We start from the raw sequence: 25602 nt of genomic DNA, 5'->3' as shown, positions 1-25602 counted from the left end.
TCTGTTTTTGCCCACATTACCCTGGTGTAATTACTTTGGCGCAATTTCGGTCGTGATCACATCAACCAGTTTATTTAGCTGTGCCTGCAACAGTTCCGGCGGACGTTCAGTCGAAAGTGTTAGTGATAGCTCTAAAGTTTCAGCGCCACTTTCTGCCATTTGCATCTGATGAATATAACCACCACGATGGCGAATCACTCTCAGCATTCTTTCCAATACACCTAAGCGATAATAGGCTTTAATCATAAAATTGTATTGCTTGGTTTTCATTCTATTATCCTTATTGTGATGCACTTTCTAACATTTTTTCATTAGCTGCTCCCGGTGGAACAAGCGGCCAGACGTTTTCTAACTCATCGATCGCAACATGAAGCAGGTAAGGACCTTGATGAGTAAACATTTTCTCTAAAGCCTCAGACACTTCATGCTTACAAGTAATGCGTTGTCCGGGAATATCAAACGCACTGGCCAGGATCAAAAAGTCAGGATTGTCTGATAAATTAGTTTCACTATAGCGCGCGTCAAAAAATAGTTGTTGCCATTGTCTGACCATACCAAGTCTTTGGTTGTCTATCAGAACGATTTTGACTGGCAGCTTTTTACGTTTAATTGTCGTCAGTTCCTGTACGTTCATCATAAATGAACCATCGCCAGAAACACAGACGACACAATCACCGGGTCTTGCAATTTGTGCACCAATTGCAGCAGGTAATCCAAATCCCATTGTTCCCAGACCACTCGAGGTGATAAAGTTTTCCGGGGACGTAAAGGTCATATGCTGAGCAGTCCACATTTGGTGTTGCCCAACATCAGTTGTAACGACAGTTTGGGGAGACTTTCGTTCTGAGATTTGTTTTAATAATAATGGTGCATAAATAGCATCGCCCGGGTGATCGTATCTAACCGGGTATTGTTTCGTTAAATCAAGAACATGTTGTTGCCACTGAGTGATATTCATTGGTTGCTTTAAAACAGGCAGAGATACTTTCAGGTCACCTTCCAGTGCCACGTGAACCTGACGTAATTTATTAATTTCAGCGGGATCGATATCTAAATGAATCACTTTCGCATCACGAGCAAATTCATTTAATTTACCTGTTACGCGGTCATCAAAACGCACACCAACAGCAATCAATAAATCACACTCTTGTACGGCCAGATTAGCGGCCTTAGAACCATGCATACCAAGAAGCCCTAAGTAAAACGGATTGTCACAATCTGCCGCACCAAGTCCCTTCAGTGTTGAAACACAAGGAATACCTGTTTCTTCCTCGAATTCTCTTAATTCTGTTACGGCATTTGCAAGACCAACACCACCACCAACATATAACATTGGTTTTTGTGACTGAGAAAGCATCTGTTTAGCGGTTGCAAGATCCACTGGTGAGGCTTGAGGTAAGGTATAAGTTGGAGAAGATGAAGTTAAGTAACTGGCAAAATCGGCTTTAGCTATTTGGATGTCTTTAGGAATATCAATTAAAACGGGTCCGGGACGTCCTGAGCTGGCAATTTCAAATGCCTGTTTTATGGTATCCGGCAAATCCTCTGCCCGTTCAACTAAAAAACTATGTTTAGTACAAGCTAAAGACAGGCTTAATACATCAACTTCCTGAAAAGCATCGGTACCGATTAAATTAGTAGGAACTTGTCCGGTAATAGCCACAACCGGAACGGAGTCAATCATTGCATCAGCAAGACCAGTTAATAAGTTTGTTGCACCCGGACCAGAAGTTGCAATACATACCCCTGTTTTACCGGTTGCTCTTGCATAGCCAATAGCCGCCATTGCCGCACCTTGTTCATGACGGCATAACAGATGTTCAAGCCCACCATCATACAAAGCGTCATAAAGAGGCATTATTTGTCCGCCAGGATATCCAAAAACAATTTCAACCCCTTGATTTTTAAGCGTTTTAACTATCCACTGTGACCCTGTCATAATTTGCCTCTCATCTCTATTTTCGCTATTTCTCTATTTAAATTTGATTCAAAAAAAAGCCCCCGCATTTTGCGAGGGCTTTGTTGGTAATCTAGATCTGATCAATCTATTTTTCTCAAGCAACGCCCTCGCGATGGAATAATGACCACCACGCTAATAATGAGGACGATTGCATTAAAAATAGAATTCATAAGTATTGATCTCAGTCTGATTGAAAATTTGATTTAATATAGAAAATACGCGTTTTTTGGCAAAGTGCAATACTTTTTTATAAATTTAATAGGAATTTTTTTATCCATCCTGAATTTTGTGACTCTCATCACGAAAACTCAGGAGGATAATCTGAATATTATGGGGCTACTTTGATAATGCTTTTCACATCAATTTCAGTAGAATCACGATCTTTGTCTACTTCACCATAAATTTGTACTTTATCTTCTGGTGTTACAGTAAGTCCACGCCAGCGCTTATGATCGATTTCAATATTGATCGTGCCAGTGTCATCTTTGAACAGATAGTTTTCGCCTCTTAAGTGCTGAACAATATAACCTGTTAAAGTAACGCGAGAATCGTCTGCCAATTGTTTTGCAGCTTCAACTGTCGTTGGATTAATTGTTGCTGAGGGACCATTAAAACCACCAACGACTTGTCCCGTTGTTGTATCGGTTTGTGTTGCAGATGGTCCCGAGAAGCCTCCACCGACAGCCAGTGCTGAACCAGAAATCGCTAAACCAAGTATTGCAGCAACAATTGTCATTTTTTTCATTTGAATTTCTCTCCTTTGTTAAAACTGTAACTACTTTACAATCTAATAATTAAGAAAATCTTAAAATTTTAATTATTAAGCACATAGTTTTTAACGATTATCCGAATTTAAATATTTTTTCGTTCTATCGTTTGCTCGCCCCAAAACAAAATATCAGCGCATGTTTTTGAGAAAGCCAAAGGAAGTACTTGATCAGATCCCTCTTCCCAAATTTTTTCTGCTAATACTTCATCATTTCCTGCAAGTTCAAAAATTGCCTTAGCAATTTCAATAGATGTTTCGCGAGCTTTCGCCCATGATTCGATATTATGACGATGTTCTTGTTGTGACATAAATAACTCCTTTTAATTGGTTGATCCATTAACAATAAACCATTTTCTAGTTGCATAATCAACCATAAATGCTAACTTATCCACTGTAAAATTATTTTTCTCTATTAAATCAATCGTACAGGCAATCCAAATGTTAATACTTGTTTCTCCGTCTAAGACATTAGACTATCAAAGCCCATTGTCTACAAAAGAGTATACTCAACCCGAGTTACTTTCTGAGTCAAAACAGTTAATTAAAGTTTGCCAAAAACTAACAGCATCCGATTTGATGGAGTTAATGAGTATCAGCGATAAATTAGCTGAACTTAACGAACAACGTTTTAAAGACTGGCAACCAAAGTTCACTCTAGATAATGCCCGCCAGGCTGTCCTGGCTTTTAAAGGTGATGTTTATGAAGGTCTGAATGTGGATGATTTTACTAAAGCAGATTTTGCTTTTGCCCAAAATCATCTACGTATTTTGTCTGGTCTGTACGGTGTATTACGTCCGCTTGATCTCATTCAACCTTACCGACTGGAAATGGGTATTCGCTTAAAAAATACTAAAGGTAATAATCTTTATCAGTTTTGGGGCGATAAAATAACCAAAGTGCTCAATAACACTCTTGCTGAGCAAAACAGTGATCTGGTAGTCAATTTAGCGTCTGATGAATATTTTAAAGCTGTTCAAGTCAAACAATTATCAGTACCTATTATTAAGCCTGTTTTTCTGGACGAGAAAAAGGGGCAATATAAAGTCATTAGTTTTTACGCCAAGAAGGCACGTGGTTTAATGAGCCGTTTTATCATTAAACATCAAATTACTGATAGTAAAACTCTGCAAGAGTTTAATCTTGAAGGCTATCAATTTGATAAAACACAATCCGGGAACAAGGAGTTAGTATTTAAACGTAGCGAACAACATGCTAAATAATTAACCTTTAACCATTAGATATTCATCATGACGTTTATCATCTCACTTTGGTCACAGTTCCACGCAACGTTACCGTTGTTTATTTTGATATTTGTAGGATATGCTTTAATTAAAATCGGTAAATGGCCCCAGACAGCGACAGATAGCCTGACCCGATTTACCTTTTCTGTTTCCATCCCGGTGATGCTGTTCAAGATGATGAGTAACTTCTCTGAACAGGATAATATTGATTATCGTCTGTTATATGCCTTTTTTGGCAGCTGCTTAATCGTCTTTTTAATCGGGCGTTTTATCGCTAAAAAGTGCTTTAAATTAGATGGTGTTTCGGGTTCAGTTTTCTCTATTGCCGGTGTATTTTCTAATAACGTATTAGTCGGACTGCCAATCGCTATTGTATTACTTGGTCCGGAATCTGTACCTTGTGTTGCTCTGGTACTTGTTTTTAATACCTTAATTCTGTGGACGCTGGTTACTGTCTCTGTTGAATGGGCGCGAGTCGGGCAATTCTCTCTTAAAGGTTTAACTAAAATTGTCATCGGGCTGACTAAAAATCCGGTGATCATCGGTATAATCACCGGACTATTATTTAATTTTTCTGGCCTGCCGATGCCTGAATTTATTGATAAACCAACATCGATGATCAGTACCATGGCTGCACCTTTATCACTTTTAGTACTGGGTATGGGGCTGGCCGAATACCGTATTACTGACGGACTACATATCAGTAGCGTTATCTGTTTTATGAAGCTACTGGTTCAACCGCTGGTGGTCTGGCTTTTAGCATTAGCGCTAGGTTTACCAACACTGGAAACGAATGTCGTCGTCCTGTTAGGTTCGATGTCGATCGGTATCAACGTGTACTTAATGGCACGTAAATTTGATGCGTTAAAAGCCCCTATCGCCTCAAGTTTAATTATATCAACGGTACTTTCTTCGGTAACCACACCATTGATATTAACAATTATTGCCCTTATCTAATGAGAATCTATGTTAGAATAGTACAGATATAAGCAAAGGATTTTAGTCAAATGTCTATAACACTTAAAACACCAGAACAGATCGAAAAGATGCGTATCGCCGGTAAATTAGCAGCCGACGTGTTAGAAATGATAGAACCTTATGTAAAACCAGGCGTTACCACAGGTGAATTGGATAAGATCTGTCATGACTATATTGTCAATGTACAAAAAGCCATTCCGGCCAATATTGGTTATCATGGTTATCAACATACCAGTTGTATCTCTATCAATGATGTTGTGTGTCACGGTATTCCAAGTTTTGAGAAGAAACTTAAAGATGGTGATATTTTAAATATTGATGTCACGGTAATAAAAGATGGTTATCATGGCGATAACTCAAAAATGTATATCGCTGGTAAACCTACTATTCAAGGTGAACGTCTGTGTAAAGTAACACAAGAGAGTCTTTACCGTGCCATTAAAGTTGTGAAACCTGGCATCCGTTTAAGAGAGATTGGTAAAACCATTCAGCAATACGTTGAGTCAATGGGATATTCATCTGTACGTGAATATTGTGGTCATGGTATTGGTGATGTGTATCATGAAGAACCACAAGTTCTGCATTATGATGCTGATGATGGTGGTGTTATTCTCAAAGCGGGTATGACTTTTACTATTGAACCGATGGTAAATACCGGTGACTGGCGTACTCGCACCATGAAAGATGGCTGGACCGTTAAAACCAAAGATCACGGACTATCAGCCCAATATGAACATACTCTGCTTGTGACAGAAAACGGCTGTGAAGTTTTAACATTAAGAAGTGACGAAGACTTCCCGCGTATTATTGAACACAAATAAACTTTGTATTTACATTCAGACCTCTTATTTTAAGGCTATCTATACTCAATATAGATAGCTTTTAAATTTATTCAATAAAATCAAATAGTTATAAAACCCTTAAAGATTAGTCAGGTAAACAGAAATTAGATATCTCAAATCGAATACGATAATCTTGTGCGACTAATCCCAAACAATTCACAATAAATTACCTGGCTCAACCCGACCTTAATATTGCAGTATCTTTCTATTAATAACGGGCTAACTCTTCCCTGATTTTTTTAATCAAGAAATAGATTAAACAATAATAAAAAAGGCGCTAATTAGCGCCCTTTTCGATCGTTAAATATAACTTATTTCTTGAGTGCTGAAAGTGCACGACGGCAGAACGTAATACAGATCGTGATGAAGATTGCCAGACCTGCAATTTCATGAACCATACCAAAGTTCTCACCAAATACCGAAGTCAGCCATGGTGCGATAGACAGAGGCGCATCACTGCCACCACTACTGATACTAATCACGATGACAACCGCCATGAGTACGCCAACCAGGCTTTCACCAACAATCAGACCAGACGCAATTAAAGCAGCACGACGATCAACTTGTTTAAAGTTATCTTTAAAGTTTGCTTCAGAACTACGCTTAGCCACTGCGCGCTTAATAATCCAGGATAACAACGCACCGATAATCAGTGGTGAAGTAATCACTGGTGGTAAGTAAATTCCCATACCCACAGCCAGTGCCGGAATTCTAAATTTACAATTAGCTTTACCAAGCAGTAAATCGATCACGATAATGACTGCACCAAGCACCAGACCAATAATAATCATCGTCCACTCAAGTTTATGAGAGAAGATGCCTTTTGCAATCGTGGTCATCAGTGTTGCTTGTGGAGCTGCCAGCACTTGTGCCGGGTCCATATCAGGACGAGGCATTGCACCAGTAAAACCATAAGCGTTATAAAGAATATCAAGCACCGGAGCAATAACAGCCGCACCAACCACACAACCAATGAGCAAAGCAACTTGTTGACGCCAAGGCGTTGCTTTAACTAAATACCCCGTTTTTAGATCTTGCAGGTTATCATTTGAAATCGTTGCTATCGCAAGTACTGCACTGGTAGTAAATAGTGCCAGAGCTGTTGCAAACTGACTACCATTAGCTTCTGCCAGCATACCATTAGCTTCACCAAGCCCAAGTAGAACCAGTGAAATCACAGTGACGGCAATAATACCAATACCAGATATTGGACTCGCTGATGACCCAACTAAGCCAGCCATGTAACCACATGCTGCAGCTACTAAGAAACCAATAATGAAAGCAAATATAACTGAACATGCAACTAAAGACCAGGCTACCCCAGCTGATAATCCGCTGTCAGAGATGAAAGAGTAAAACGTCACGACTAAAATCGCCAGCATACTCACCATTACCAGTAGCATAGATTTTGGTGACATATCTTTTTCAGTACGAGGAATTTCGCTCGCAACCACATCAGAACGCAGTGCACGTAAAGAGATTTTAAGCCCTTCAAGCATTGGTTTAAATAGTGTAATTAATGTCCAGATTGCAGCAATCGCCAGAGTACCAGCACCAATGAAACGAATATCACTTGCCCATAGTCCCATTGCCACACTTGGTAAAGACGCCGTTTCAGGATAATCAGTTGACGCACTTAAAATAGGAATCGCTACGCCCCAGGCGATAACATTACCAATTAAAATAGCAATACCTGATACGATACCGATCAAATAACCTGCACTAAGTAATGCTAGCGAAAAGCCCATCGGTAATTGGAAAATAGATTTACCTTGAGTAAACCAATACGCAGTACCATCAGATATTGCACGTAAGCCATTGGTAAGTACACTAATAGTAGCTGCGATTGTACCACCAAATAAGATGTCTTTTAAGCCACCGCTATTGCTTTTTTCACTCTCTTCGGTTGATTCGCTACCCGCTTTTAAAATTTCAGCAGCTGCCACACCTTCCGGATAAGGTAAGGTACTTTTCACTACCATTACGTGACGTAGTGGAATCGAGAATAATACGCCGAGCATACCACCCGCGGCACAAATCGCCATCGTTGACCAGAATGGGAAGCTATGCCAATAGCCAATCATTAATAGTCCCGGTAACACGAAAATAATTGATGATAACGTCCCCGCGGCAGATGCCTGAGTTTGTACCATATTATTTTCCAGAATAGTTGCTCCGGAGAAGAAACGTAAAATAGCCATTGAAATGACGGCAGCTGGGATTGCAGAAGAAAATGTTAAGCCGACTTTTAGTCCAAGGTAGACATTTGACGCAGTAAATATGACAGTGATAATTGCTCCAAGCAATATTCCACGTAGGGTTAGCTCTCTTAAATTGTCCATATAATTGATAAGTAAATTAATAAGTGGGCGTGATTATACACTAAAAAGTTAATAAAAGGATGTCTGACAGAAAATGTAGTTTAATATTTACGAAAGTGTAAATATTTTTAAGGGCTGGCACTTTACAATTACAGCATAAAGTGCCAGTTCAGATGGGAGTTAGTACAAGAGCGAATAAAGTTTTCTTCTATAAGTTCCGGCTAGTGGATTGGCCGTACCAAGTGCGGATAAAATATCCATCAGCGTCTTTTTCACCTGACCATCCTGAATATTTAAATCTTTTTGTAGTGGCGTAAAGAGCAATTCCAGAGCTTCCTCATTACGACCCACCTGATGCAGTTGTAAGGCCAGTTGAATCATCACTTCATAATTATTAGGTTGTTCTGCTAACTGCTGTTGTAGATGTTGAATCTCTGGCGAATCTGCTGCTTGCTCCAGTAATTCAATTTCCGCTACCAGCCCTTGATAAACAGTATCCTGATCTTGCAGAGGAATGGTTGCTAAAGTCTGTTTAGCATCATCAATTTGTTTTAACTGAATTTGTGCTTTAGCAACTAAAAGACCAATGTCTGAACGTGTTCTGCCATTAGTATCTTTCAAAGCGAGCCATGCCTGATTAAGCAACACTAATGCTTCAGCATATTTCTCTTCTACCAGCAAACTTTGCCCTTCAACAAGTTTGAGTTCATCTTCATTAGGCAGAACTTTATCCAGCAGTTGATTTACTACTTCTGCCGGTTGTGGTCCTTCAAACCCGTCTACTGGTTGACCATTTTGAAATAAATAAACTGTTGGAATTGCCCGTAAACCAAACTGACCTGCCAGCATTCTCTGTTCGTCACAATTGAGCATAGCCAGGACAAATTTACCTGCGTAATCATTGGCCAGTTGAGTCAGTGTCGCTGTTAACTCTACGCAATGAGGGCTACGCTCAGACCAGAAATAGAAAAGCACTGGTTTTTGAGTTGATTCGGTAATCACCTGTTGGATATTTTGTTCGGTTACATTAACAATAAACTGATTCTGCATAATTTAAATACCATATATTTTATTTATGATGATTTATCTAACATTGCGTTGTCTTACTCTCAATTCAAGAGCCGTGGTCATCTTTTATTTACTTTTTAATATTAAATCCATTAACTTATCCGGCAATACTCGTTTTAATATTGCTGTCGCCTTAGTAACCAACGTAACCCGATATCTTACTTTGGGAGAAGCTTTCTCCAACGCGTGATATAAAATAGGTAAAATTGCCTCTGGTGGTAATGCAAAACGTTTAGCTATTGGTGGGTTTTTAACAATATTTTGTTGCTGCGTTTGATTTACATTTTGTGAGAAATGAGTATTAATCGGCCCCGGTTCAATTAAACAGACTTTGATATTAGTATTATAGAGTTCCAGTCTTAAGGCATCTGACCAGGCTTCAACCGCATATTTACTTGCCGCATAAGCACCACGCCCCGGTGTAGAAATAAAGCCCATAATCGAGCTCATTTGAATAATTCGCCCTGTTCCCTGAGATTTCATTGCTGGCAGCAGATATTGTGTTAACTCATGCAAACCAAAAAAGTTAGTCGCAAATTGCTGTTCCAGCTGTTGACGGCTCACTGTCATCAGTGGCCCATAAACCCCAAAACCGGCATTATTGAATATAGCGTATAAGTTATTATTAGTGAGTGACAAAACCTGTTCTGCAGCCAGTTGAATAGACTGCGAATTATCCAGATCAAGTAATACTGTTTCAAATCCTTGAGTGATAAGCGAATCAAAGTCACTCTGCTTACGACAAGAAGCGATAACCCGATATCCACGTTCACGTAATCCATTGGCAGCAACCAGACCTATGCCACTTGAACAACCGGTAATTAATACTGATTTCAAAATAATTCCTTAAGCATTATTGAATTGTCATTACACTAGGCGTTATCATAGCACGCAAACTAGTTAAACTCACAGGTCCCGCATGAAAATTGCCATTATCGCTGCAATGGATGAAGAAGCGCATATTCTACGTAGTAAAATCAAAAATTGTGAAACTCGCACTATTGCCGGTTTCGAGTTCTATTCTGGCCAATTAAATGGTACAGATGTCACTCTACTTAAGTCTGGAATTGGTAAAGTTGCGGCGGCTACAGGAACGGCACTTCTGCTCAATCAATTTGGCATAGACGTGGTGATCAATACCGGGTCTGCAGGTGGACTTCATCAATCGCTTAATATTGGTGATATCGTCGTTTCTACTGAAGTTTGTTATCACGATGCTGATGTTACCGCATTTGGATATCAGCTTGGTCAAATGGCCGGCTGTCCGGCGACATTTAAAGCAGATCATACTTCTCAACAATTAGCGATAGATAGTATTGAACAACATAATTTGCACGCAGTACAAGGACTCATTTGCAGTGGCGATGCTTTTATTCATGGTGATAAACCATTACAATTAATTCAACACAATTTCCCAAATGCGATTGCTGTTGAGATGGAAGCCGCCGCTATTGGTCATGTCTGCTCATTATTTAATATTCCTTTTGTGGTAGTGAGAGCAATTTCTGATGTAGCGGATAAAGCTTCACCAATGAGTTTTGATGAATTTCTACCTATTGCAGCAAAACAGTCATCCCTAATTGTTGAAACAATGATTTCAAAGATGACTTCTCATCGTTAATATTTTTGGTTGATACACATGACACAACTCTTCTTCTGGCTGGATATTTTAGGAACAGCGGTATTTGCGATTTCCGGCGTGCTCGTTGCAGCAAAAGCTGGCATGGATCCTTTTGGCGCAATTATTCTAGGGGTAATGACAGCAGTTGGTGGTGGAACTATCCGGGATATTATTCTGGATCATGGACCTATCTTTTGGGTTACAGATTCAACTGATTTAGTTGTAGCTATTGTCGTTTCTATGATCTCTATTTTATTTATCCGATACACTTCATTTATTAATTATCCTAAATGGATTCTGTCCAGCTTTGATGCCGTTGGTTTATCCGTTTTTGTTGGTATTGGTGTAAATAAAGCTATCGCTTCAGATGTTAATGGTTTAGTCGCGATTTGTATGGGTGTCTTAACTGGTGTGGGTGGTGGTGTTCTGCGTGATGTGCTGGCCAGAGAAGTACCCATGGTGTTTAGAGTAGATATCTATGCAACAGCCTGTATTGCCGGTGGTATGGTACATGTTTCTGCGTATGAATATTTTGGTTTAAACTTAGAAAATTCGATGTTGCTTGGAATGGTGACAATCTTAACGATTCGTTTCTTAGCCATCTGCTGGCACTTACAATTACCAACCGTAAGTGCCAAGCATAAACAATAGATTATTATTCAGATTTGTCTTCTTCAGAAGGTTTTTCTTCTGAACTTGTTTCTGTCACAATCTCTTCTTGTTTACTACAACAAACTGAGTCTTTACAGTCTTCAACTTTCTCACCTGATTGAAGAGCAACTAGCTTCTCTAAATTACGATTAATGCTAAATACTACACAAATAAGTTCAAATGAGATACGCACACCAATAGCGCCGATGATGATTTGCATTAATCCACCAAAGAAGCTGAATCGCATAAAGAAAATACCAGATAACACAACACCAACAAGCGCAATCCAGTAAATAACTGTCAGGATTTGTGGCATAACTAAACGGTTAAAAAATAATAATTCTTTAAAATCAAAATTACATTTAAATTTACAATCAGGCTTTTTCATAATTAATTCCTATATTAATGATATGATGCAATTTAATAGTATAACGAATAGAGTATACTCTATTTTTATACCTGTTTATATTATTATGGGCAGCTATTAAAAATGAAACCTGCTAATTAATCAATACTTTTATACTCTAAATGAGATTTTTATAATGAAAACCTATATTCCCGGTAAAGACGCGGCACTTGAAGACTCTATCAATTATTTCCAAAAACAATTAAAAAAGTTTAATTTAGAAGCCAAAGAAGCCTCATGGCTTAACCCTGTGCCAAATGTCTGGTCGGTGCATATTCAAAATGTTGAGTGCCCTCTCTGTTTTTCTAATGGTAAAGGCAGCAGCAAAAAATCAGCCTTAGCTTCAGCGCTTGGTGAATATTTTGAGCGTTTATCGACGAATTACTATTTTTCTGACTTTTATTTGGGACAAAAAAATGCTGATGCTGATTTTGTACATTACCCAAATGAAAAATGGTTTGCTATTGATGATGAAGAAGGTTTGCCAAAAGGCTTATTATCTAAAAAACTATTAAAGTTTTATGATCCTGATAATGAGCTGACAGGTCGTGACTTAATCGATTTACAATCCAGTAATATGGAACGTGGCATTTGCGCCCTGCCCTTTGTCCAACAATCTGATCAAAAAACAGTTTATGTACCCGTTAATTTAATTGCTAACCTCTACGCCTCTAATGGTATGGCGGCAGGTAATACACAAAATGAAGCGCGTGTTCAGGCGCTATCTGAAATCTTTGAACGCGCGATAAAAAATAAAGTCATTGCAGAAGCAATTAGCCTGCCTGAAATCCCAACTGATATTTTAAAAAGTTACCCAAATGTTTTTGAAGCTATTGCTACTCTGGAACAAGAAGGCTTCCCGCTTTATTGTTATGATTGTTCGTTAGGTGGTGTCTATCCGGTTATTTGTGTGGTTCTATTTAATCCTAAAAACGGTACCTGTTTTGCCTCTTTCGGTGCACATCCTGATTTTGGCGTAGCACTGGAAAGAACAGTAACAGAACTTTTACAAGGTCGTAGCCTCAAAGATTTAGATGTTTTCTCACCACCAAGTTTTGATAATGATGATGTAGCTGATTTAAGTAATTTAGAGACTCACTTTATTGACTCCAGTGGTTCTATCTCATGGGACCTGTTTAAAAAAGATGCTGATTATCCGTTTGTACACTGGAATTTTAGTGGTGAAACAAAACAAGAATTCGCTAATTTAATGCAAATTATGAATAAACAGAAAACTGAAGTTCTCATTATGGATTATGAACACCTTGGTGTTTATACTTGCCGCATTTTAGCTGTTGGCATGTCTGAAATCTATCCGCCAGAAGACTTGATTCTTGCCAATAATAATATGGCAATTCACTGGCGAGATACCATTTTATCACTGCCTAAATCAAAATTACCAAAAAGAGAATATCTGGCACTGATTGAGCAACTTGATGATGACAGTTTAGACGATTTTGCTCGTGTACGTGAACTACTTGGACTGGCCACCGGGGCAAATAATGCTTGGTATACTTTACGAATAGGCGAGTTAAAAGGAATGCTGGCTCTGGCTGGTGGTGATTTAGAACAGGCATTAGAGTGGGTCGACTGGACGATTGAGTTTAATCAGTCAATTTTTAGTGCCGAGCGTAATCATGACTATCGTTGTTTAAAAACACTGGTAGAGTTTGCACTTTCACGTAAAGTAAAACAGTTCGGACAATATCAACCTGCTTTTAATAAAATGTATGGTGAAGAATGTGTCAATAAAATGTGGCAAGTTGTTCAAGGTAAAATAAAATTTGAAGGCTTATTTGCTATTAATACTGATTTACATCAATTACCAGTTCATCAGAACTTAATGAGCGTTTATCAAAAACTTCATACTGCTTTAAAAGTTTAGTTAAAAATAAAATACGCCAGAGCAATAATACTTACCGGGTCTATTAATCTGGCGTATACTCTAACCAAGTTTAGTATTTCTACAGGATGTAGAAATTTAACTATAACAGGGATGTATATGTTTACTAAAAACCGTGTTGAAGCATTTAGTGATGGTGTACTTGCTATTATTATCACTATTATGGTGTTAGAACTAAAAGCACCTCGTCAGGCAGATATCAGCTCTATCGTTCATCTTCTTCCTCATTTTTTCAGCTACGTTCTCAGTTTTATTTATGTGGGGCTTTACTGGAATAATCATCATCACCTGTTTGCAACAGTGAAACAGGTAAGCGGTAAAATTCTATGGGCTAATACCCACTTATTATTCTGGCTATCTTTAATTCCGTTCAGTACCAGCTGGATGGGAGAAACTAACTTCGCCCTTCTCTCTACCAGTATTTATGGTGTAATTCTGCTCATGTCCGCAATTGCTTTCTATATGTTACAACGTTTAATTATTGCGTCTCAGGGTCAACATTCATTACTTAAAAAAGCGTTAGGAAGAGATATCAAAGGAAAGCTTTCTGTTGTCCTTTATCTGTGCGGTATATTATTTGGTCTGTTAAATGCCTGGATTGCTATCGTTTTTTATGTCATTGTTGCCATCATGTGGATCATCCCAGATACCCGAATTGAACATTTGATGGACAAAGAAGAGATTCAATCCGAAGAATAACCTTATGATTTTTAATGGATAACAAGAAAGCCACAACAATTAACCGACTAATTTAGTCGGAAATATTGTGAAGATTCATATTCATAAAGCATAATTTACGCCAACATTTTATATAAATTATTTTTACAAAATATAGTGATCTAGTTCAAATTCCGAGTATACTAATGACCCCATAAAAAATAGTATTTTTGAGGGGTTAGTTTGAGTACTGACAAAATTTTGGATTCATTATCGCCAGCCGAAATGACCAAAGTTGCAGAAAATATCGGACTTTATAAAGTTAATAAAAAATCCTTAACCACGATCTTTTCAGCAATTACTGCAGGTATTTTCATCTCGATTGCATTTGTTTTCTATATTACTGTAACCACAGGCACTGGCGGTGTCGCCTGGGGACTGGCTAAACTCGTTGGCGGTATCTGCTTCTCAATGGGACTTATGCTTGTCGTTTGTTGTGGTGCAGACCTCTTTACTTCAACTGTATTAACTATTGTTCCTAAAGCCACTAAAAAAATCACCTGGTTCAAAATGTTGAAAAACTGGGTGTTAGTTTATATTGGCAACTTTATTGGCGCTATCATCTTTGTTATGGTGATGTGGTTTGCCGGCCAACATATGGCAGCAGATGGTTTGTGGGGACTTAATGTTTTAAAAACGGCTGACCACAAATTACATCACACATTTATCGAAGCAGTTTTCTTAGGTATTCTGGCCAATCTTATGGTTTGCCTTGCAGCATGGATGAGTTATGCCGGACGTAGTCTGCTTGATAAAATGTTAATTATGATTTTACCCGTTGCGATGTTTGTCGCGAGTGGCTTTGAACATAGTATTGCTAATATGTTCATGATTCCTATGGGAATTGTGATTCAAAACTTTGCCGGACCTGAGTTTTGGCAGGCAATAGGGATTTCAGCCGATACATATAGTGCTCTCACTGTAGAACATTTCGTGTTTAATAACCTAATTCCTGTTACAATAGGCAATATTATTGGCGGTTTAGCTGTGGGCTTAACTTACTTTGGACTTTATTTACGTAAGGCCCATTGATTTTTGCTTAATCAGCGCAATATTTAAATAAGTAATAAATGAATTATCATAAATCTGAGGTGACAAAGTATGAGTAATTTAAACGAGCAACAATCTAAAGCTTGGGGAAGCTTTAAAGGTGGAGATTGGCAAAAAACTGTCGATGTCCGTGATTTTATCCAAAAAAACTACACGCCTTATGAGGGTGATGAGTCTTTCCTAGCTGGTGCAACTCCTGCAACAACTAAGCTTTGGGACAAAGTAATGGATGGCATTAAGATCGAAAATGCTACTCATGCTCCTGTAGATTTTGATACTGATGTTATTTCAACTATCACTGCTCATGACGCTGGTTATATTGAAAAAGATTTAGAAAAAATCGTTGGCTTACAAACTGATAAACCATTAAAACGCGCTATCATTCCATTTGGTGGTATTAAAATGGTTGAAGGTTCATGTAAAGTTTATGGTCGTGAACTTGATCCAATGATCAAAAAAATCTTCACTGAATACCGTAAAACTCACAACCAAGGCGTATTTGATATCTATACTCCAGATATCCTTGCTTGCCGTAAATCAGGCGTAATCACAGGTCTTCCTGATGCTTATGGCCGTGGTCGTATCATTGGTGACTACCGTCGTGTTGCTCTATATGGTATTGATTTCTTAAGAGCGGACAAACAAGCTCAATTTGCATCATTACAAGCTGATTTTGAAAATGGTGTAGATTTACAAATGACTATGCAACGTCGTGAAGAAATCGTTGAACAATTCCGTGCTCTTGGTCAAATCAAAGAAATGGCTGCTAAATATGGCTACGATATTTCTGGTCCAGCTACAACAGCACAAGAAGCAGTTCAATGGACTTACTTCGGTTACTTAGCTGCAGTTAAATCTCAAAATGGTGCGGCGATGTCTCTAGGTCGTACATCAACATTCTTTGATATCTATTTTGACCGTGATATTAAAGCTGGTTTAATTACAGAAGAACAAGCACAAGAAATCATTGACCACTTCGTAATGAAATTACGTATGGTTCGTTTCTTACGTACTCCTGAGTATGATGAGCTATTCTCTGGTGACCCAATCTGGGCAACTGAATCACTAGCTGGTATGGGTGTTGATGGTCGTACACTTGTAACTAAGACAACTTTCCGTTTCTTAAATACATTATATACAATGGGCCCATCCCCTGAACCAAACATGACTATCCTTTGGTCAGAAAAATTACCTTCTACATTCAAACAATATGCAGCTAAAGTGTCTATCGATACTTCTTCGTTACAATATGAAAACGACGATTTAATGCGTCCTGATTTCAATAATGATGACTATGCAATCGCATGTTGTGTAAGCCCGATGATCATTGGTAAACAAATGCAATTCTTCGGTGCTCGTGCAAACTTAGCTAAAACATTGCTATATGCAATCAACGGCGGTGTGGACGAAAAACTTAAAATGCAAGTTGGTCCAAAAACCGCTCCAATTAAAGGTGAATATCTAAACTTTGATGAAGTATTCAGCAGCTTAGATCACTTCATGGATTGGTTAGCAAAACAATACGTAACTGCGCTAAATGCAATTCACTATATGCATGATAAATACAGCTACGAAGCATCACTTATGGCTCTACATGACCGTGACGTTGTTCGTACAATGGCATGTGGTATTGCAGGTCTTTCTGTTGCAGCTGACTCACTTTCAGCAATCAAATATGCAAAAGTTAAAACAATTCGTGATGAAGATGGTTTAGCGATTGACTTTGAAATCGAAGGTGAATACCCACAATTTGGTAACAACGACCCACGTGTTGATGATATCGCAGTTGATCTTGTTGAACGTTTCATGAAGAAAATTCAAAAACTTAAAACATATCGTAATGCGATTCCTACGCAATCAGTTCTTACAATTACATCAAACGTTGTATATGGTAAGAAAACAGGTAACACTCCTGATGGTCGTCGCGCTGGTGCTCCATTTGGACCTGGTGCAAACCCAATGCATGGACGTGACCAAAAAGGTGCTGTAGCATCATTAACATCTGTTGCTAAACTACCGTTTGCTTACGCTAAAGATGGTATTTCTTATACATTCTCTATCGTTCCAAACGCATTAGGTAAAGATGATAATGTACGTAAAGCTAACTTAGCAGGCTTAATGGATGGTTACTTCCACCACGAAGCAACTGTTGAAGGTGGCCAACACTTAAACGTGAACGTACTTAACCGTGAAACATTGCTTGATGCAGTGGAACACCCAGAAAAATACCCACAATTAACAATTCGTGTGTCTGGTTATGCGGTTCGTTTCAACTCTTTAACTAAAGAGCAACAACAAGACGTTATTACACGTACATTTACTCAATCAATGTAATTTGATTCAGCTAAAATACAAAGCGCCTCATATGAGGCGCTTTTTTATAGCAAATATACTTAATTTTGCTCTATTATCACTACATTCATTAAACACAAATAATTAAATGCTCATATAAAAAAACAGATTCAATCAATAACTGAATCTGCTCAAATGTAATAAATAGTATTAAATAAACTATCCTTTACATACCATATATCCTAAATCAGCAGAACCAACGGCCATAACAGGCCCGCTTAAAGATGAAACAGAATAGCGCAATCCTGAACTGTGTGTATTAGGTAAAAAATATGGCATATTACTCCAGTCAGAATGCCAGTCAGAGCCTGTATATTTCTGCTTTATCGTTTGTCCCCACTCAGAGAACACTGTTCCTACATCCCGAGAGTAATAATTAGGAGTAATATTGGCCGGTAAGGTTCTTTGTGGAGAATTAGTTAAAACGGATGGAGATGGAATATTAGCAGTACTTCCACAAGCCCCAGATATTTGAGCATAGGTACCTTTTGTAGGTTTTGGAACTACCCAATTAGCGATGGTAAATGAGTAGTCAATATAACGACTGGCCAATGTTTTATCCTGAGCTCGTATTGTGACCGCACCACTTGGTTTACTCTTGAATGTAACAAGCCCATTCGTATCAACTGAAATAGCCGTACTATTTGTTCTCATAGTATAGGTATAATCTGTCTGCGAAACTCTATCCATTGTTAGCTTAAATTGTGCACCAATAAAGCCCGTTGTTGGAAACTTCGAGGAGATAAAAAATCCATTATTCTGACTAAAAGTTGCACTATTAAATCCACCGCCCCTGGTCACTTTATCTGGAGTTGTGCTACCTGTATTCCAGTCAGAGCCAACCCAATCCAGACTATTTGGTCTTAAATAACAAATTTGGGCCGGACTTTGAATTTTGTAACTTTGTTTAATAATAACCGGGTCACTTCCAGTTGGAATGCCATAAGAAGAATTAACACTTACAGATGCAGTTATTTCAAGGGTTAACGGAGCTTTTAAAGTTGTTGAACATCCTCCAATCGTTTGTGAGTACGAGCTAGTTGGAATAACCGCACCATTTCTATCCAGCCAACGATATGTTGGTGTTTTCCCTGTAAACTGAGCATTACTGAGAATAATGTCACCTTCACTATCAAAATAGTTATCAGTCATAGAAAAATCACTGCCAGTCAAAGCATTAATTTTAAAATCACTTAATTTGCTCGTTGCCGCAAAAAGCACTGAACTAGTATAAGTGTTATTACTTAATTTATAAGTTGTAGAAGAAAGGGTAAAACTCAAATTGGATGCTATCGTACTTTCATTAGTAAGCTGTGGCTTTGTACCATGGATAACATTAATACTTGATGCTGACAATAATGCATAAGAGGGTTCTGTGAAAGCTAGAAAAAATAAAGACACATAAACGACATTGCCCACACCAGATTTTAATTTAGAAATCAACTTCATTTTATTCTTCCCTTCCCATCTATTTTCTATTTATTGTTTTTTATATTGCGATTTATATTTAAAAATAATATTAATTTTTGTTTTTGAATTAATTATAGTGCTCTTAATCAAACGCACTCCCCGGATAAATAATCTGTATCATTCATACTAAATAGCCTATTTGATCACTAAATAAAATTTGACTAAGGATAACCACTTTTCCGTATAAAATAAAATTCATATAACCGATCAATTCCTTCATTTTAATTAAATAAAACCTATTAATTATAATTAAATTGATCGTTTTAAGCTATTTTTAGTTGCTGTTTTTATATAAATTTTCTTAATAACCATTCTGATGAATAAAGACAAAATTGAATTAATCAGTTTAAAATTTTATCCAGCCATATGTTTTATTAGATTATTTTTCAAACACAATGAACTTATCAGTACTTACAATTAAAATGACTAATGAATTCAATAGATGTAAAACCTATCGTTTCGCGCTAAAATAACAGTTATAAATAATGTTGGAGCATAATTAAATGTCATCAGAACAACCGATCAAAGGACGTATTCACTCCTTTGAATCATTTGGTACCGTCGATGGGCCAGGAATCCGTTTTATCGTCTTCTTTCAAGGCTGTCTTATGCGCTGCTTATATTGCCATAACCGTGATACGTGGGACTTAAAAGGTGGCCGTGAAGTCACTGTTGATGATTTAATGAAAGAGATCGTCACTTATAAGAACTTTATTATGCCAACTGGTGGGGTTACCGCTTCTGGTGGTGAAGCAATTCTGCAAGCGGAATTTGTCACTGAATGGTTCAGAGCCTGCCATAAAGAAGGAATTCATACTTGTCTTGATACTAACGGTTATGCCCGTGCTATTGATCAAACTATTGAAGACCTGATGGAAGTGACTGATTTAGTCATGCTAGATTTAAAGCAACTCAACGATAGCATTCACCAAAATCTGGTTGGTGTGCCGAATAAACGTGTTTTAGATTTTGCTGAATATCTGGCTAAAATTAATAAACGTACCTGGGTTCGCTATGTTGTTGTTCCTGGCTGGACAGATGATGATGATTCTGCTCATCGTTTAGGTCGATTCATTAAAGGTATGACCAACATTGAAAAAGTAGAACTTTTACCTTACCACAAGCTTGGTGAACACAAGTGGACAACAATGGGTGAAAAATACATGCTGGAAGGTGTAGAAGCTCCGTCAAAAGAGACACTCGAACGTGTGAAAGGTATTATTGAGAGTTATGGTCATAAAGTGATGTATTAATGAAAAATATAACTTTTTGATTTTATTTAACTTATATTATATCGTGATTATTTATTCAAAAGAGACTATCTAATCCTTTTGGCTGTGGCGCTACACTGGCATATAATTATGTGGATCTACAATTGATTAATCGCACCCGATCAAACCTATCAACTGCATTTATGGTTAGATGATAAGTACCTGCATGGTGAATTACTCTCTGATCATGTTCAAAACAGTATTTTTGAAGTTTTTGACACTGAGCATCAGGTAAAACGGCAGCTCTGGGTTGGATATACTCGCCATAATCGTATCTGGCAACGCATAACAGATAGCCGAAACTCATCAGTAACAGAAAATTTAGTTACTGAAAATCACGCTATAATGATGTACGCCCCATATCTGACCAGTAATTAAACTTTATTGCGGATATTATTTATACGCTTTCTTTTGATACTTAAAATAGTATAAATGGTGCCTTCCAATACAAGTACACAAACAGCTAACCAGATTAATCCATAAGAGAAGATATGCTCACTGGAGATAGTCTCGTTCAGGAACAGCACAGACACAATGGCCAGTAATACCGGCTCAACATAGCCAAGTAAACCAAATAAGCCTAAAGGTAGTAATTTACAAGAGGTAAAATACGCAGCAAAGGCAATTGCGGTAATAATACCAAGCATTGGAATATAGAAAGAAAACTGCATAAAATCAGCGATAATTTTACTCATTTCATACTGAGTTAACATGTAGATTAAACAACCAATGGTAATAAACAGGAAGTCACTAAACACTCCGGCAATACCATCAATTTTCATCTCACGTCTGAAGATAAAATAAATAGGATAACCAATGGCAGCTGTTGCTGTCTCCCATGAGAATGCATTAGTGATATAAATCTCCAGCGCCACACCAATAACAGCTAGTCCAATAGCAATTTTTTGGAAAAAGCTAAAACGCTCTTTATAAATAAAGCGCCCACAGACCACCATGACTAAAGGTAAAATGAAATAACCAAGAGAAGTAGATAGTGCCCGACCATTCAAAGGTGCCCAGATAAACAGAATCATCTGTACAGAAAGCATCGCAGCATTGAGTACTAAAGCCAGAAAGAACACTGGTTTTTGTTTAACCCGCATAAACAGTTCAACAACCGCAGACCAGCGTCTTTCAACAGTAATTAACAAAGCAATAGCAGGTAATGACATCAGTAAACGCCAGCAAAAGATTTCAACCGTCGTAAGCGGTCTTAATACTACCGGATAATAGTATAAAAGCCCGAATAAACATGAAGCTAAAATTGAAAGGACAACACCTTTTACCACATTAGACATTTGACTAACCTGAATTGTATAAAAATAAAGCGCTAATTAACTATTAGCGCTATTTACATTAAATAAACTACTTCAGTGACAAATAATATTAACTAATCACTGTGACTCCGTGCATATATGGAATAAGCACAGTTGGTACTTTAATACTACCATCTGCTTGTTGATAGTTTTCCATCACTGCAACGAGTGTACGACCAACAGCTAAGCCAGAACCATTTAATGTATGCACTAAAGAAACTTTTTTATCTGCGCGTTGACGATAACGAGCCTGCATACGACGCGCCTGGAAATCCCACATATTTGAACAAGATGAGATTTCACGATACGTATTTTGTGCCGGAACCCAAACTTCTAAATCGTAAGTTTTACGAGAACCAAAACCCATATCACCAGTACAAAGCAGTACTTTACGGTAAGGAAGATCTAACAGTTGTAATACTTTTTCTGCATGACCCGTTAACTCTTCCAGTGCCTGCATAGAGTCTTCTGGTTTAACAATTTGTACTAATTCTACTTTATCAAACTGGTGCATACGGATTAGACCGCGAGTATCACGTCCATAAGAACCTGCTTCAGAACGAAAACATGGAGTATGAGCAGTCATTTTAATTGGCAGCTCGCTTTCATCAACAATCTCATCACGCATTAAGTTAGTCACAGGAACTTCTGCTGTTGGAATTAAGCCGTAGTTACTTGTTTCACTCTCTTCTGTTAATGGTTTAGTATGGAATAGGTCTTCACCAAATTTAGGGAGTTGACCAGTACCAAACAGTGTTGCCTGATTAACTAAATAAGGAACATAAGTTTCCAGATAACCATGCTCATTCGTATGCAGGTCTAACATAAATTGAGAAATTGCACGATGCAATTTAGCGATCTGCCCTTTCATCACTACAAAACGGGCACCTGTTAATTTAACTGCAGCTGCAAAATCTAAACCATCAAGACGCTCACCTAATGCGACATGATCTTGTACTTCAAAATCAAATTTTCTTGGTGTACCCCAGCGAGTGACTTCAAAGTTTTCGCTGTCATCTTTGCCATCCGGGACAGAATCATCCGGAATATTTGGAATATTGGCAGAGATATCATGAATTTGAGTTAATAGCACATCAAGTTCAGCTTTTGCTTTATCCAGACGCTCACCTAATTTGTTCACTTCTTCGCGAACAGATGTAATATCTTCACCACGTGCTTTTGCTGCGCCAATTTCTTTGGAACGAGCATTACGCTCAGCTTGTAAGGATTCAGTTTCAACTTGTAACACCTTACGTTTTTCTTCTAACTGACGAATAGTATTAACATCTAACTTAAATCCACGGCGCGCAAGCTTTTGTGCCACCAGGTCAAGTTCATTACGAAGTAAATTAGGATCTAGCATAATCAAGGCCTATTTTTTGTTATAAATTCGAATAAAAGATATTTCATCATTATACGCTATATAGCAATAAGTAAAACTGTAAATACGTATTTTGGACGATTTTCTCAGCAATTTTTGTCCAGATTAAAGTAATAAAAAATACAAATCTATCATGGAAAAAATAAGACAATACATTCAGGATATAAATAGAATGATAAAAAGAAATAAACAATCAGTGGATGCTCAAATTATTCCATAATCTTTTATTGAAGCGCTAAAACAGCACTTCCCGTCAATTGAAACTAACATTATCAATTAACGAAAAACGCGCCATCTGGCGCGTTTTTTCTTATACATAAATATCAGTCTATTTTTTCTTATAACGTTTATTTGGACTAGATTTATCCAGTTCTAAAAGCCAAGCTTTCTTTTCTGAATATTGCTTTTCTGCTCCACGCGAAGTTGGCTCGTAATACTCTTTATCAGCCATCTCCGGAGGAAAGTAACTTTCACCTGCCGCATAAGCATTAACTTCATCATGTGCATAGCGATACTCAGCCCCAAAACCTAAATCTTTCATTAGACTTGTCGGCGCATTACGCAGATGTTCAGGTACGTCATAATCAGGTAGTTGCTGAGCATCAGACATCGCTTGTTTAAAAGCTAAGTAAACTGCATTACTCTTTGGTGCATAGGCAAGATAAACAATCGCCTGTGCTATAGCTCTTTCACCTTCAGCCGGCCCTACCCGGGTAAAACAATCCCACGCAGCAAGTGCCACTTGCATAGCTCTTGGGTCAGCATTCCCCACATCTTCAGATGCAATTGCCAGTAAACGTCTTGCCACGTATAAAGGATCACCACCGGCAGAGATAATTCGAGCATACCAATATAGCGCAGCATCAGCAGCTGAACCACGAATTGATTTATGCACAGCAGAGATTAAATCATAATAGCGATCGCCTTTATTATCAAAGCGTGCACTACGCTCACCAACCACTTCTTTCAGTAGTTCTGGTGTTAATGTATCAGTATCCCCTGCCATATCAACTAACGCTTCAAGTAAGTTTAATGACCTACGCCCATCACCATTAGCAAATTCAGCCAGTTGCTTTTTAGTTTCAGTGAGTAGCTTAAGATGACGTTTACCATAACCTCTATCAGGATCTTCAATCGCTTGTTGAATAATCTCTTCAATATCCTGATTAGTCAAAGATTTAAGTAAATAGATACGCGCTCTGGACAACAGTGCCGAATTTAATTCAAAAGAGGGATTTTCCGTTGTAGCACCAATAAATGTCACGGTACCATCTTCAACAAAAGGTAAAAATGCATCCTGCTGGCTTTTATTAAAGCGATGAACTTCATCAACAAACAAAATCGTTCTTTGCCCTGCCTGCTGATTGATTTTAGCTCTTTCGACCGCTTCACGAATATCTTTAATACCAGATGTCACGGCAGACAAACGCTCTACTTTAGCATCAGCATGATGCGCGATAATTTCAGCCAGTGTGGTTTTACCTGTCCCCGGTGGTCCCCATAAAATCATAGAGTGGAGATGACCACCTTCAATTGCTTTAGGTAAAGGCTTGTTCTCTCCTAACAGATGCTTTTGTCCAATATACTCTTTTAACGTACGCGGGCGCATTCTGGCAGCCAACGGTTTAAAATCATTATTGGAAAAATCAAATGTCAGGCTGGCCATGTTTTAACCTTCTATTGTCTTTGATCGTCAAGCGTTACATTAGCCGGAACAGTAAATTGGAATTTTTTCGCATCTACCGCCCCCATTTTTTGGTGAGACAGGTCATAAAAACTATTCTGACCATCTTCTTCCACGATGGTGAAATTAGAAATCATACCTGTTGGTAAAATTGTGATTACAAAACGTTGACTTGAATCATCCGTTGGAATTAAATCAAACTGATCTTGTCGACGATTAACCTGATAATTATTCCAAACCTGACTTTCATTATCGGTTAATAATAAAAGAAAACGGTTATCAACAATATCTTTAAACCATGTTGCAGTGACCTGCTCAACCATTGGTGTATAAACCCAAACTGTTTCACCATCTGAAATGATTTCTGTCTCATCCGGCTCCGTCATCAGCCAATTAAAATAGTAAGGACGGGTTAACCAGATCTCGCCTTTACCTTCCTGTACTAGCTGATTATCTGCTGTTTTGACCGTCTGCTTAAACTGTGCATAAAAACCATCCATTTTAGCCAGACGTTGTTGTAATGTATCTTTGGCATCAGCCCAGGCTGAGCTACTAAATAGCACTAATGCACATAAAATCAATCCTAATTTTTTCATATTC

The 25602-nt window shown here is 38.0% G+C and carries 23 protein-coding genes; 10 read left to right on the top strand and 13 right to left on the bottom strand.

The window, feature by feature from the left end; all coding sequences use genetic code 11:
- Window positions 1–30: 30 nt before the first annotated feature.
- The 4 genes from ilvM to IPMB12_RS09600 form a co-directional block, all read right to left on the bottom strand.
- Complete coding sequence (gene ilvM / locus IPMB12_RS09615) at window positions 31–270, bottom strand: acetolactate synthase 2 small subunit (protein WP_166917163.1); 240 nt, start codon at window positions 268–270, stop codon at window positions 31–33.
- Window positions 271–280: 10 nt separating this feature from the next.
- Window positions 281–1939 carry an acetolactate synthase 2 catalytic subunit gene (ilvG, locus tag IPMB12_RS09610; RefSeq protein ID WP_166917161.1) on the bottom strand — a complete coding sequence of 553 codons (1659 nt, stop codon included), beginning with the start codon at window positions 1937–1939 and terminating at the stop codon, window positions 281–283.
- 349 nt (window positions 1940–2288) lie between these two features.
- Window positions 2289–2705 (bottom strand): YgiW/YdeI family stress tolerance OB fold protein, encoded by a 417-nt coding sequence (locus IPMB12_RS09605; RefSeq protein ID WP_166917159.1) that lies wholly within the window; start codon window positions 2703–2705, stop codon window positions 2289–2291.
- 107 nt (window positions 2706–2812) lie between these two features.
- Window positions 2813–3037, bottom strand: coding sequence for a YccJ family protein (locus tag IPMB12_RS09600; protein ID WP_166917157.1), 225 nt, complete (start codon window positions 3035–3037; stop codon window positions 2813–2815).
- 130 nt (window positions 3038–3167) lie between these two features.
- Here IPMB12_RS09600 and yaaA point away from each other — a divergent pair, with 130 nt between their 5' ends.
- From yaaA to map, 3 genes are read left to right on the top strand one after another with little or no spacing between them, the layout of a single operon-like run.
- Entirely contained in the window at window positions 3168–3950 is a 783-nt protein-coding gene (gene yaaA, locus IPMB12_RS09595) for a peroxide stress protein YaaA (protein ID WP_166917155.1), read from the top strand.
- A 24-nt stretch (window positions 3951–3974) separates the two neighbouring features.
- Window positions 3975–4928, top strand: a complete 954-nt coding sequence (locus IPMB12_RS09590) for an AEC family transporter (protein WP_166917773.1) — start codon at window positions 3975–3977, stop codon at window positions 4926–4928.
- 50 nt (window positions 4929–4978) lie between these two features.
- On the top strand, window positions 4979–5770 hold the full coding sequence (gene map, locus IPMB12_RS09585) for a type I methionyl aminopeptidase (RefSeq protein WP_166917153.1): 792 nt from the start codon (window positions 4979–4981) through the stop codon (window positions 5768–5770).
- A gap of 332 nt (window positions 5771–6102) precedes the next feature.
- On the opposite strand, the gene IPMB12_RS09580 is transcribed toward map, so the two are convergent.
- From IPMB12_RS09580 to IPMB12_RS09570, 3 genes are all read right to left on the bottom strand, one after another.
- Complete coding sequence (locus IPMB12_RS09580; RefSeq protein ID WP_166917151.1) at window positions 6103–8133, bottom strand: OPT family oligopeptide transporter; 2031 nt, start codon at window positions 8131–8133, stop codon at window positions 6103–6105.
- A gap of 159 nt (window positions 8134–8292) precedes the next feature.
- Window positions 8293–9162 carry a co-chaperone YbbN gene (locus IPMB12_RS09575; RefSeq protein ID WP_166917149.1) on the bottom strand — a complete coding sequence of 290 codons (870 nt, stop codon included), beginning with the start codon at window positions 9160–9162 and terminating at the stop codon, window positions 8293–8295.
- Between the two features lie 84 nt (window positions 9163–9246).
- Window positions 9247–10020, bottom strand: coding sequence for an SDR family oxidoreductase (locus tag IPMB12_RS09570; RefSeq protein WP_166917772.1), 774 nt, complete (start codon window positions 10018–10020; stop codon window positions 9247–9249).
- A 79-nt stretch (window positions 10021–10099) separates the two neighbouring features.
- On the opposite strand from IPMB12_RS09570, the gene mtnN reads away from it, so the two are divergent.
- Both mtnN and IPMB12_RS09560 read left to right on the top strand, forming a co-directional pair.
- Window positions 10100–10801 (top strand): 5'-methylthioadenosine/S-adenosylhomocysteine nucleosidase, encoded by a 702-nt coding sequence (mtnN, locus tag IPMB12_RS09565; protein WP_166917147.1) that lies wholly within the window; start codon window positions 10100–10102, stop codon window positions 10799–10801.
- Window positions 10802–10819: 18 nt separating this feature from the next.
- Window positions 10820–11452, top strand: coding sequence for a TRIC cation channel family protein (locus IPMB12_RS09560; protein ID WP_166917145.1), 633 nt, complete (start codon window positions 10820–10822; stop codon window positions 11450–11452).
- A gap of 4 nt (window positions 11453–11456) precedes the next feature.
- Here the strand turns inward: IPMB12_RS09560 and IPMB12_RS09555 are convergent, their stop codons facing one another.
- Window positions 11457–11840: a DUF4282 domain-containing protein gene (locus IPMB12_RS09555; protein ID WP_166917143.1), complete on the bottom strand. Its 384-nt coding sequence runs from the start codon at window positions 11838–11840 to the stop codon at window positions 11457–11459.
- 151 nt (window positions 11841–11991) lie between these two features.
- Here IPMB12_RS09555 and ycaO point away from each other — a divergent pair, with 151 nt between their 5' ends.
- The 4 genes from ycaO to pflB all read left to right on the top strand — a co-directional run bounded on the left by ycaO (window position 11992) and on the right by pflB (window position 17862).
- A complete protein-coding gene (ycaO, locus tag IPMB12_RS09550) occupies window positions 11992–13743 on the top strand; it encodes a 30S ribosomal protein S12 methylthiotransferase accessory factor YcaO (RefSeq protein WP_166917771.1) in 1752 nt (583 codons plus the stop codon).
- 117 nt (window positions 13744–13860) lie between these two features.
- A complete protein-coding gene (locus tag IPMB12_RS09545) occupies window positions 13861–14460 on the top strand; it encodes a TMEM175 family protein (RefSeq protein ID WP_166917141.1) in 600 nt (199 codons plus the stop codon).
- 201 nt (window positions 14461–14661) lie between these two features.
- Window positions 14662–15510: a formate transporter FocA gene (focA, locus tag IPMB12_RS09540; RefSeq protein ID WP_228720368.1), complete on the top strand. Its 849-nt coding sequence runs from the start codon at window positions 14662–14664 to the stop codon at window positions 15508–15510.
- A 69-nt stretch (window positions 15511–15579) separates the two neighbouring features.
- Entirely contained in the window at window positions 15580–17862 is a 2283-nt protein-coding gene (pflB, locus tag IPMB12_RS09535) for a formate C-acetyltransferase (protein WP_166917139.1), read from the top strand.
- A 177-nt stretch (window positions 17863–18039) separates the two neighbouring features.
- On the opposite strand, the gene IPMB12_RS09530 is transcribed toward pflB, so the two are convergent.
- Window positions 18040–19329 (bottom strand): hypothetical protein, encoded by a 1290-nt coding sequence (locus IPMB12_RS09530; RefSeq protein WP_166917137.1) that lies wholly within the window; start codon window positions 19327–19329, stop codon window positions 18040–18042.
- Window positions 19330–19853: 524 nt separating this feature from the next.
- Between IPMB12_RS09530 and pflA the strand changes: the two genes are divergently transcribed.
- Window positions 19854–20603, top strand: a complete 750-nt coding sequence (gene pflA / locus IPMB12_RS09525; RefSeq protein WP_166917135.1) for a pyruvate formate lyase 1-activating protein — start codon at window positions 19854–19856, stop codon at window positions 20601–20603.
- Between the two features lie 392 nt (window positions 20604–20995).
- Here the strand turns inward: pflA and rarD are convergent, their stop codons facing one another.
- From rarD to lolA, 4 genes are all read right to left on the bottom strand, one after another.
- Window positions 20996–21919 (bottom strand): EamA family transporter RarD, encoded by a 924-nt coding sequence (rarD, locus tag IPMB12_RS09520; protein ID WP_166917133.1) that lies wholly within the window; start codon window positions 21917–21919, stop codon window positions 20996–20998.
- An 88-nt stretch (window positions 21920–22007) separates the two neighbouring features.
- Window positions 22008–23300, bottom strand: a complete 1293-nt coding sequence (gene serS, locus IPMB12_RS09515) for a serine--tRNA ligase (protein WP_166917131.1) — start codon at window positions 23298–23300, stop codon at window positions 22008–22010.
- A 346-nt stretch (window positions 23301–23646) separates the two neighbouring features.
- Window positions 23647–24984 carry a replication-associated recombination protein A gene (locus tag IPMB12_RS09510; RefSeq protein ID WP_166917129.1) on the bottom strand — a complete coding sequence of 446 codons (1338 nt, stop codon included), beginning with the start codon at window positions 24982–24984 and terminating at the stop codon, window positions 23647–23649.
- A gap of 11 nt (window positions 24985–24995) precedes the next feature.
- Window positions 24996–25598: an outer membrane lipoprotein chaperone LolA gene (lolA, locus tag IPMB12_RS09505; RefSeq protein WP_166917127.1), complete on the bottom strand. Its 603-nt coding sequence runs from the start codon at window positions 25596–25598 to the stop codon at window positions 24996–24998.
- Between the last annotated feature and the right edge of the window lie 4 nt (window positions 25599–25602).

Source organism: Zophobihabitans entericus, assembly GCF_011745665.1.
Lineage (GTDB): Bacteria > Pseudomonadota > Gammaproteobacteria > Enterobacterales > Orbaceae > Zophobihabitans > Zophobihabitans entericus.
The sequence above is the reverse complement of the archived record's forward strand: the minus strand, read 5'-3'. Positions and strand labels throughout refer to the sequence as shown.

Bases quoted from the DNA above. Each gene is read 5' to 3' on its own strand.
- ilvM (WP_166917163.1), bottom strand. From the start codon at position 270: ATGAAAACCAAGCAATACAATTTTATGATTAAAGCCTATTATCGCTTA.
- ilvG (WP_166917161.1), bottom strand. From the start codon at position 1,939: ATGACAGGGTCACAGTGGATAGTTAAAACGCTTAAAAATCAAGGGGTT.
- IPMB12_RS09605 (WP_166917159.1), bottom strand. From the start codon at position 2,705: ATGAAAAAAATGACAATTGTTGCTGCAATACTTGGTTTAGCGATTTCT.
- IPMB12_RS09600 (WP_166917157.1), bottom strand. From the start codon at position 3,037: ATGTCACAACAAGAACATCGTCATAATATCGAATCATGGGCGAAAGCT.
- yaaA (WP_166917155.1), top strand. From the start codon at position 3,168: ATGTTAATACTTGTTTCTCCGTCTAAGACATTAGACTATCAAAGCCCA.
- map (WP_166917153.1), top strand. From the start codon at position 4,979: ATGTCTATAACACTTAAAACACCAGAACAGATCGAAAAGATGCGTATC.
- IPMB12_RS09580 (WP_166917151.1), bottom strand. From the start codon at position 8,133: ATGGACAATTTAAGAGAGCTAACCCTACGTGGAATATTGCTTGGAGCA.
- IPMB12_RS09575 (WP_166917149.1), bottom strand. From the start codon at position 9,162: ATGCAGAATCAGTTTATTGTTAATGTAACCGAACAAAATATCCAACAG.
- mtnN (WP_166917147.1), top strand. From the start codon at position 10,100: ATGAAAATTGCCATTATCGCTGCAATGGATGAAGAAGCGCATATTCTA.
- IPMB12_RS09560 (WP_166917145.1), top strand. From the start codon at position 10,820: ATGACACAACTCTTCTTCTGGCTGGATATTTTAGGAACAGCGGTATTT.
- IPMB12_RS09555 (WP_166917143.1), bottom strand. From the start codon at position 11,840: ATGAAAAAGCCTGATTGTAAATTTAAATGTAATTTTGATTTTAAAGAA.
- IPMB12_RS09545 (WP_166917141.1), top strand. From the start codon at position 13,861: ATGTTTACTAAAAACCGTGTTGAAGCATTTAGTGATGGTGTACTTGCT.
- pflB (WP_166917139.1), top strand. From the start codon at position 15,580: ATGAGTAATTTAAACGAGCAACAATCTAAAGCTTGGGGAAGCTTTAAA.
- IPMB12_RS09530 (WP_166917137.1), bottom strand. From the start codon at position 19,329: ATGAAGTTGATTTCTAAATTAAAATCTGGTGTGGGCAATGTCGTTTAT.
- pflA (WP_166917135.1), top strand. From the start codon at position 19,854: ATGTCATCAGAACAACCGATCAAAGGACGTATTCACTCCTTTGAATCA.
- rarD (WP_166917133.1), bottom strand. From the start codon at position 21,919: ATGTCTAATGTGGTAAAAGGTGTTGTCCTTTCAATTTTAGCTTCATGT.
- serS (WP_166917131.1), bottom strand. From the start codon at position 23,300: ATGCTAGATCCTAATTTACTTCGTAATGAACTTGACCTGGTGGCACAA.
- IPMB12_RS09510 (WP_166917129.1), bottom strand. From the start codon at position 24,984: ATGGCCAGCCTGACATTTGATTTTTCCAATAATGATTTTAAACCGTTG.
- lolA (WP_166917127.1), bottom strand. From the start codon at position 25,598: ATGAAAAAATTAGGATTGATTTTATGTGCATTAGTGCTATTTAGTAGC.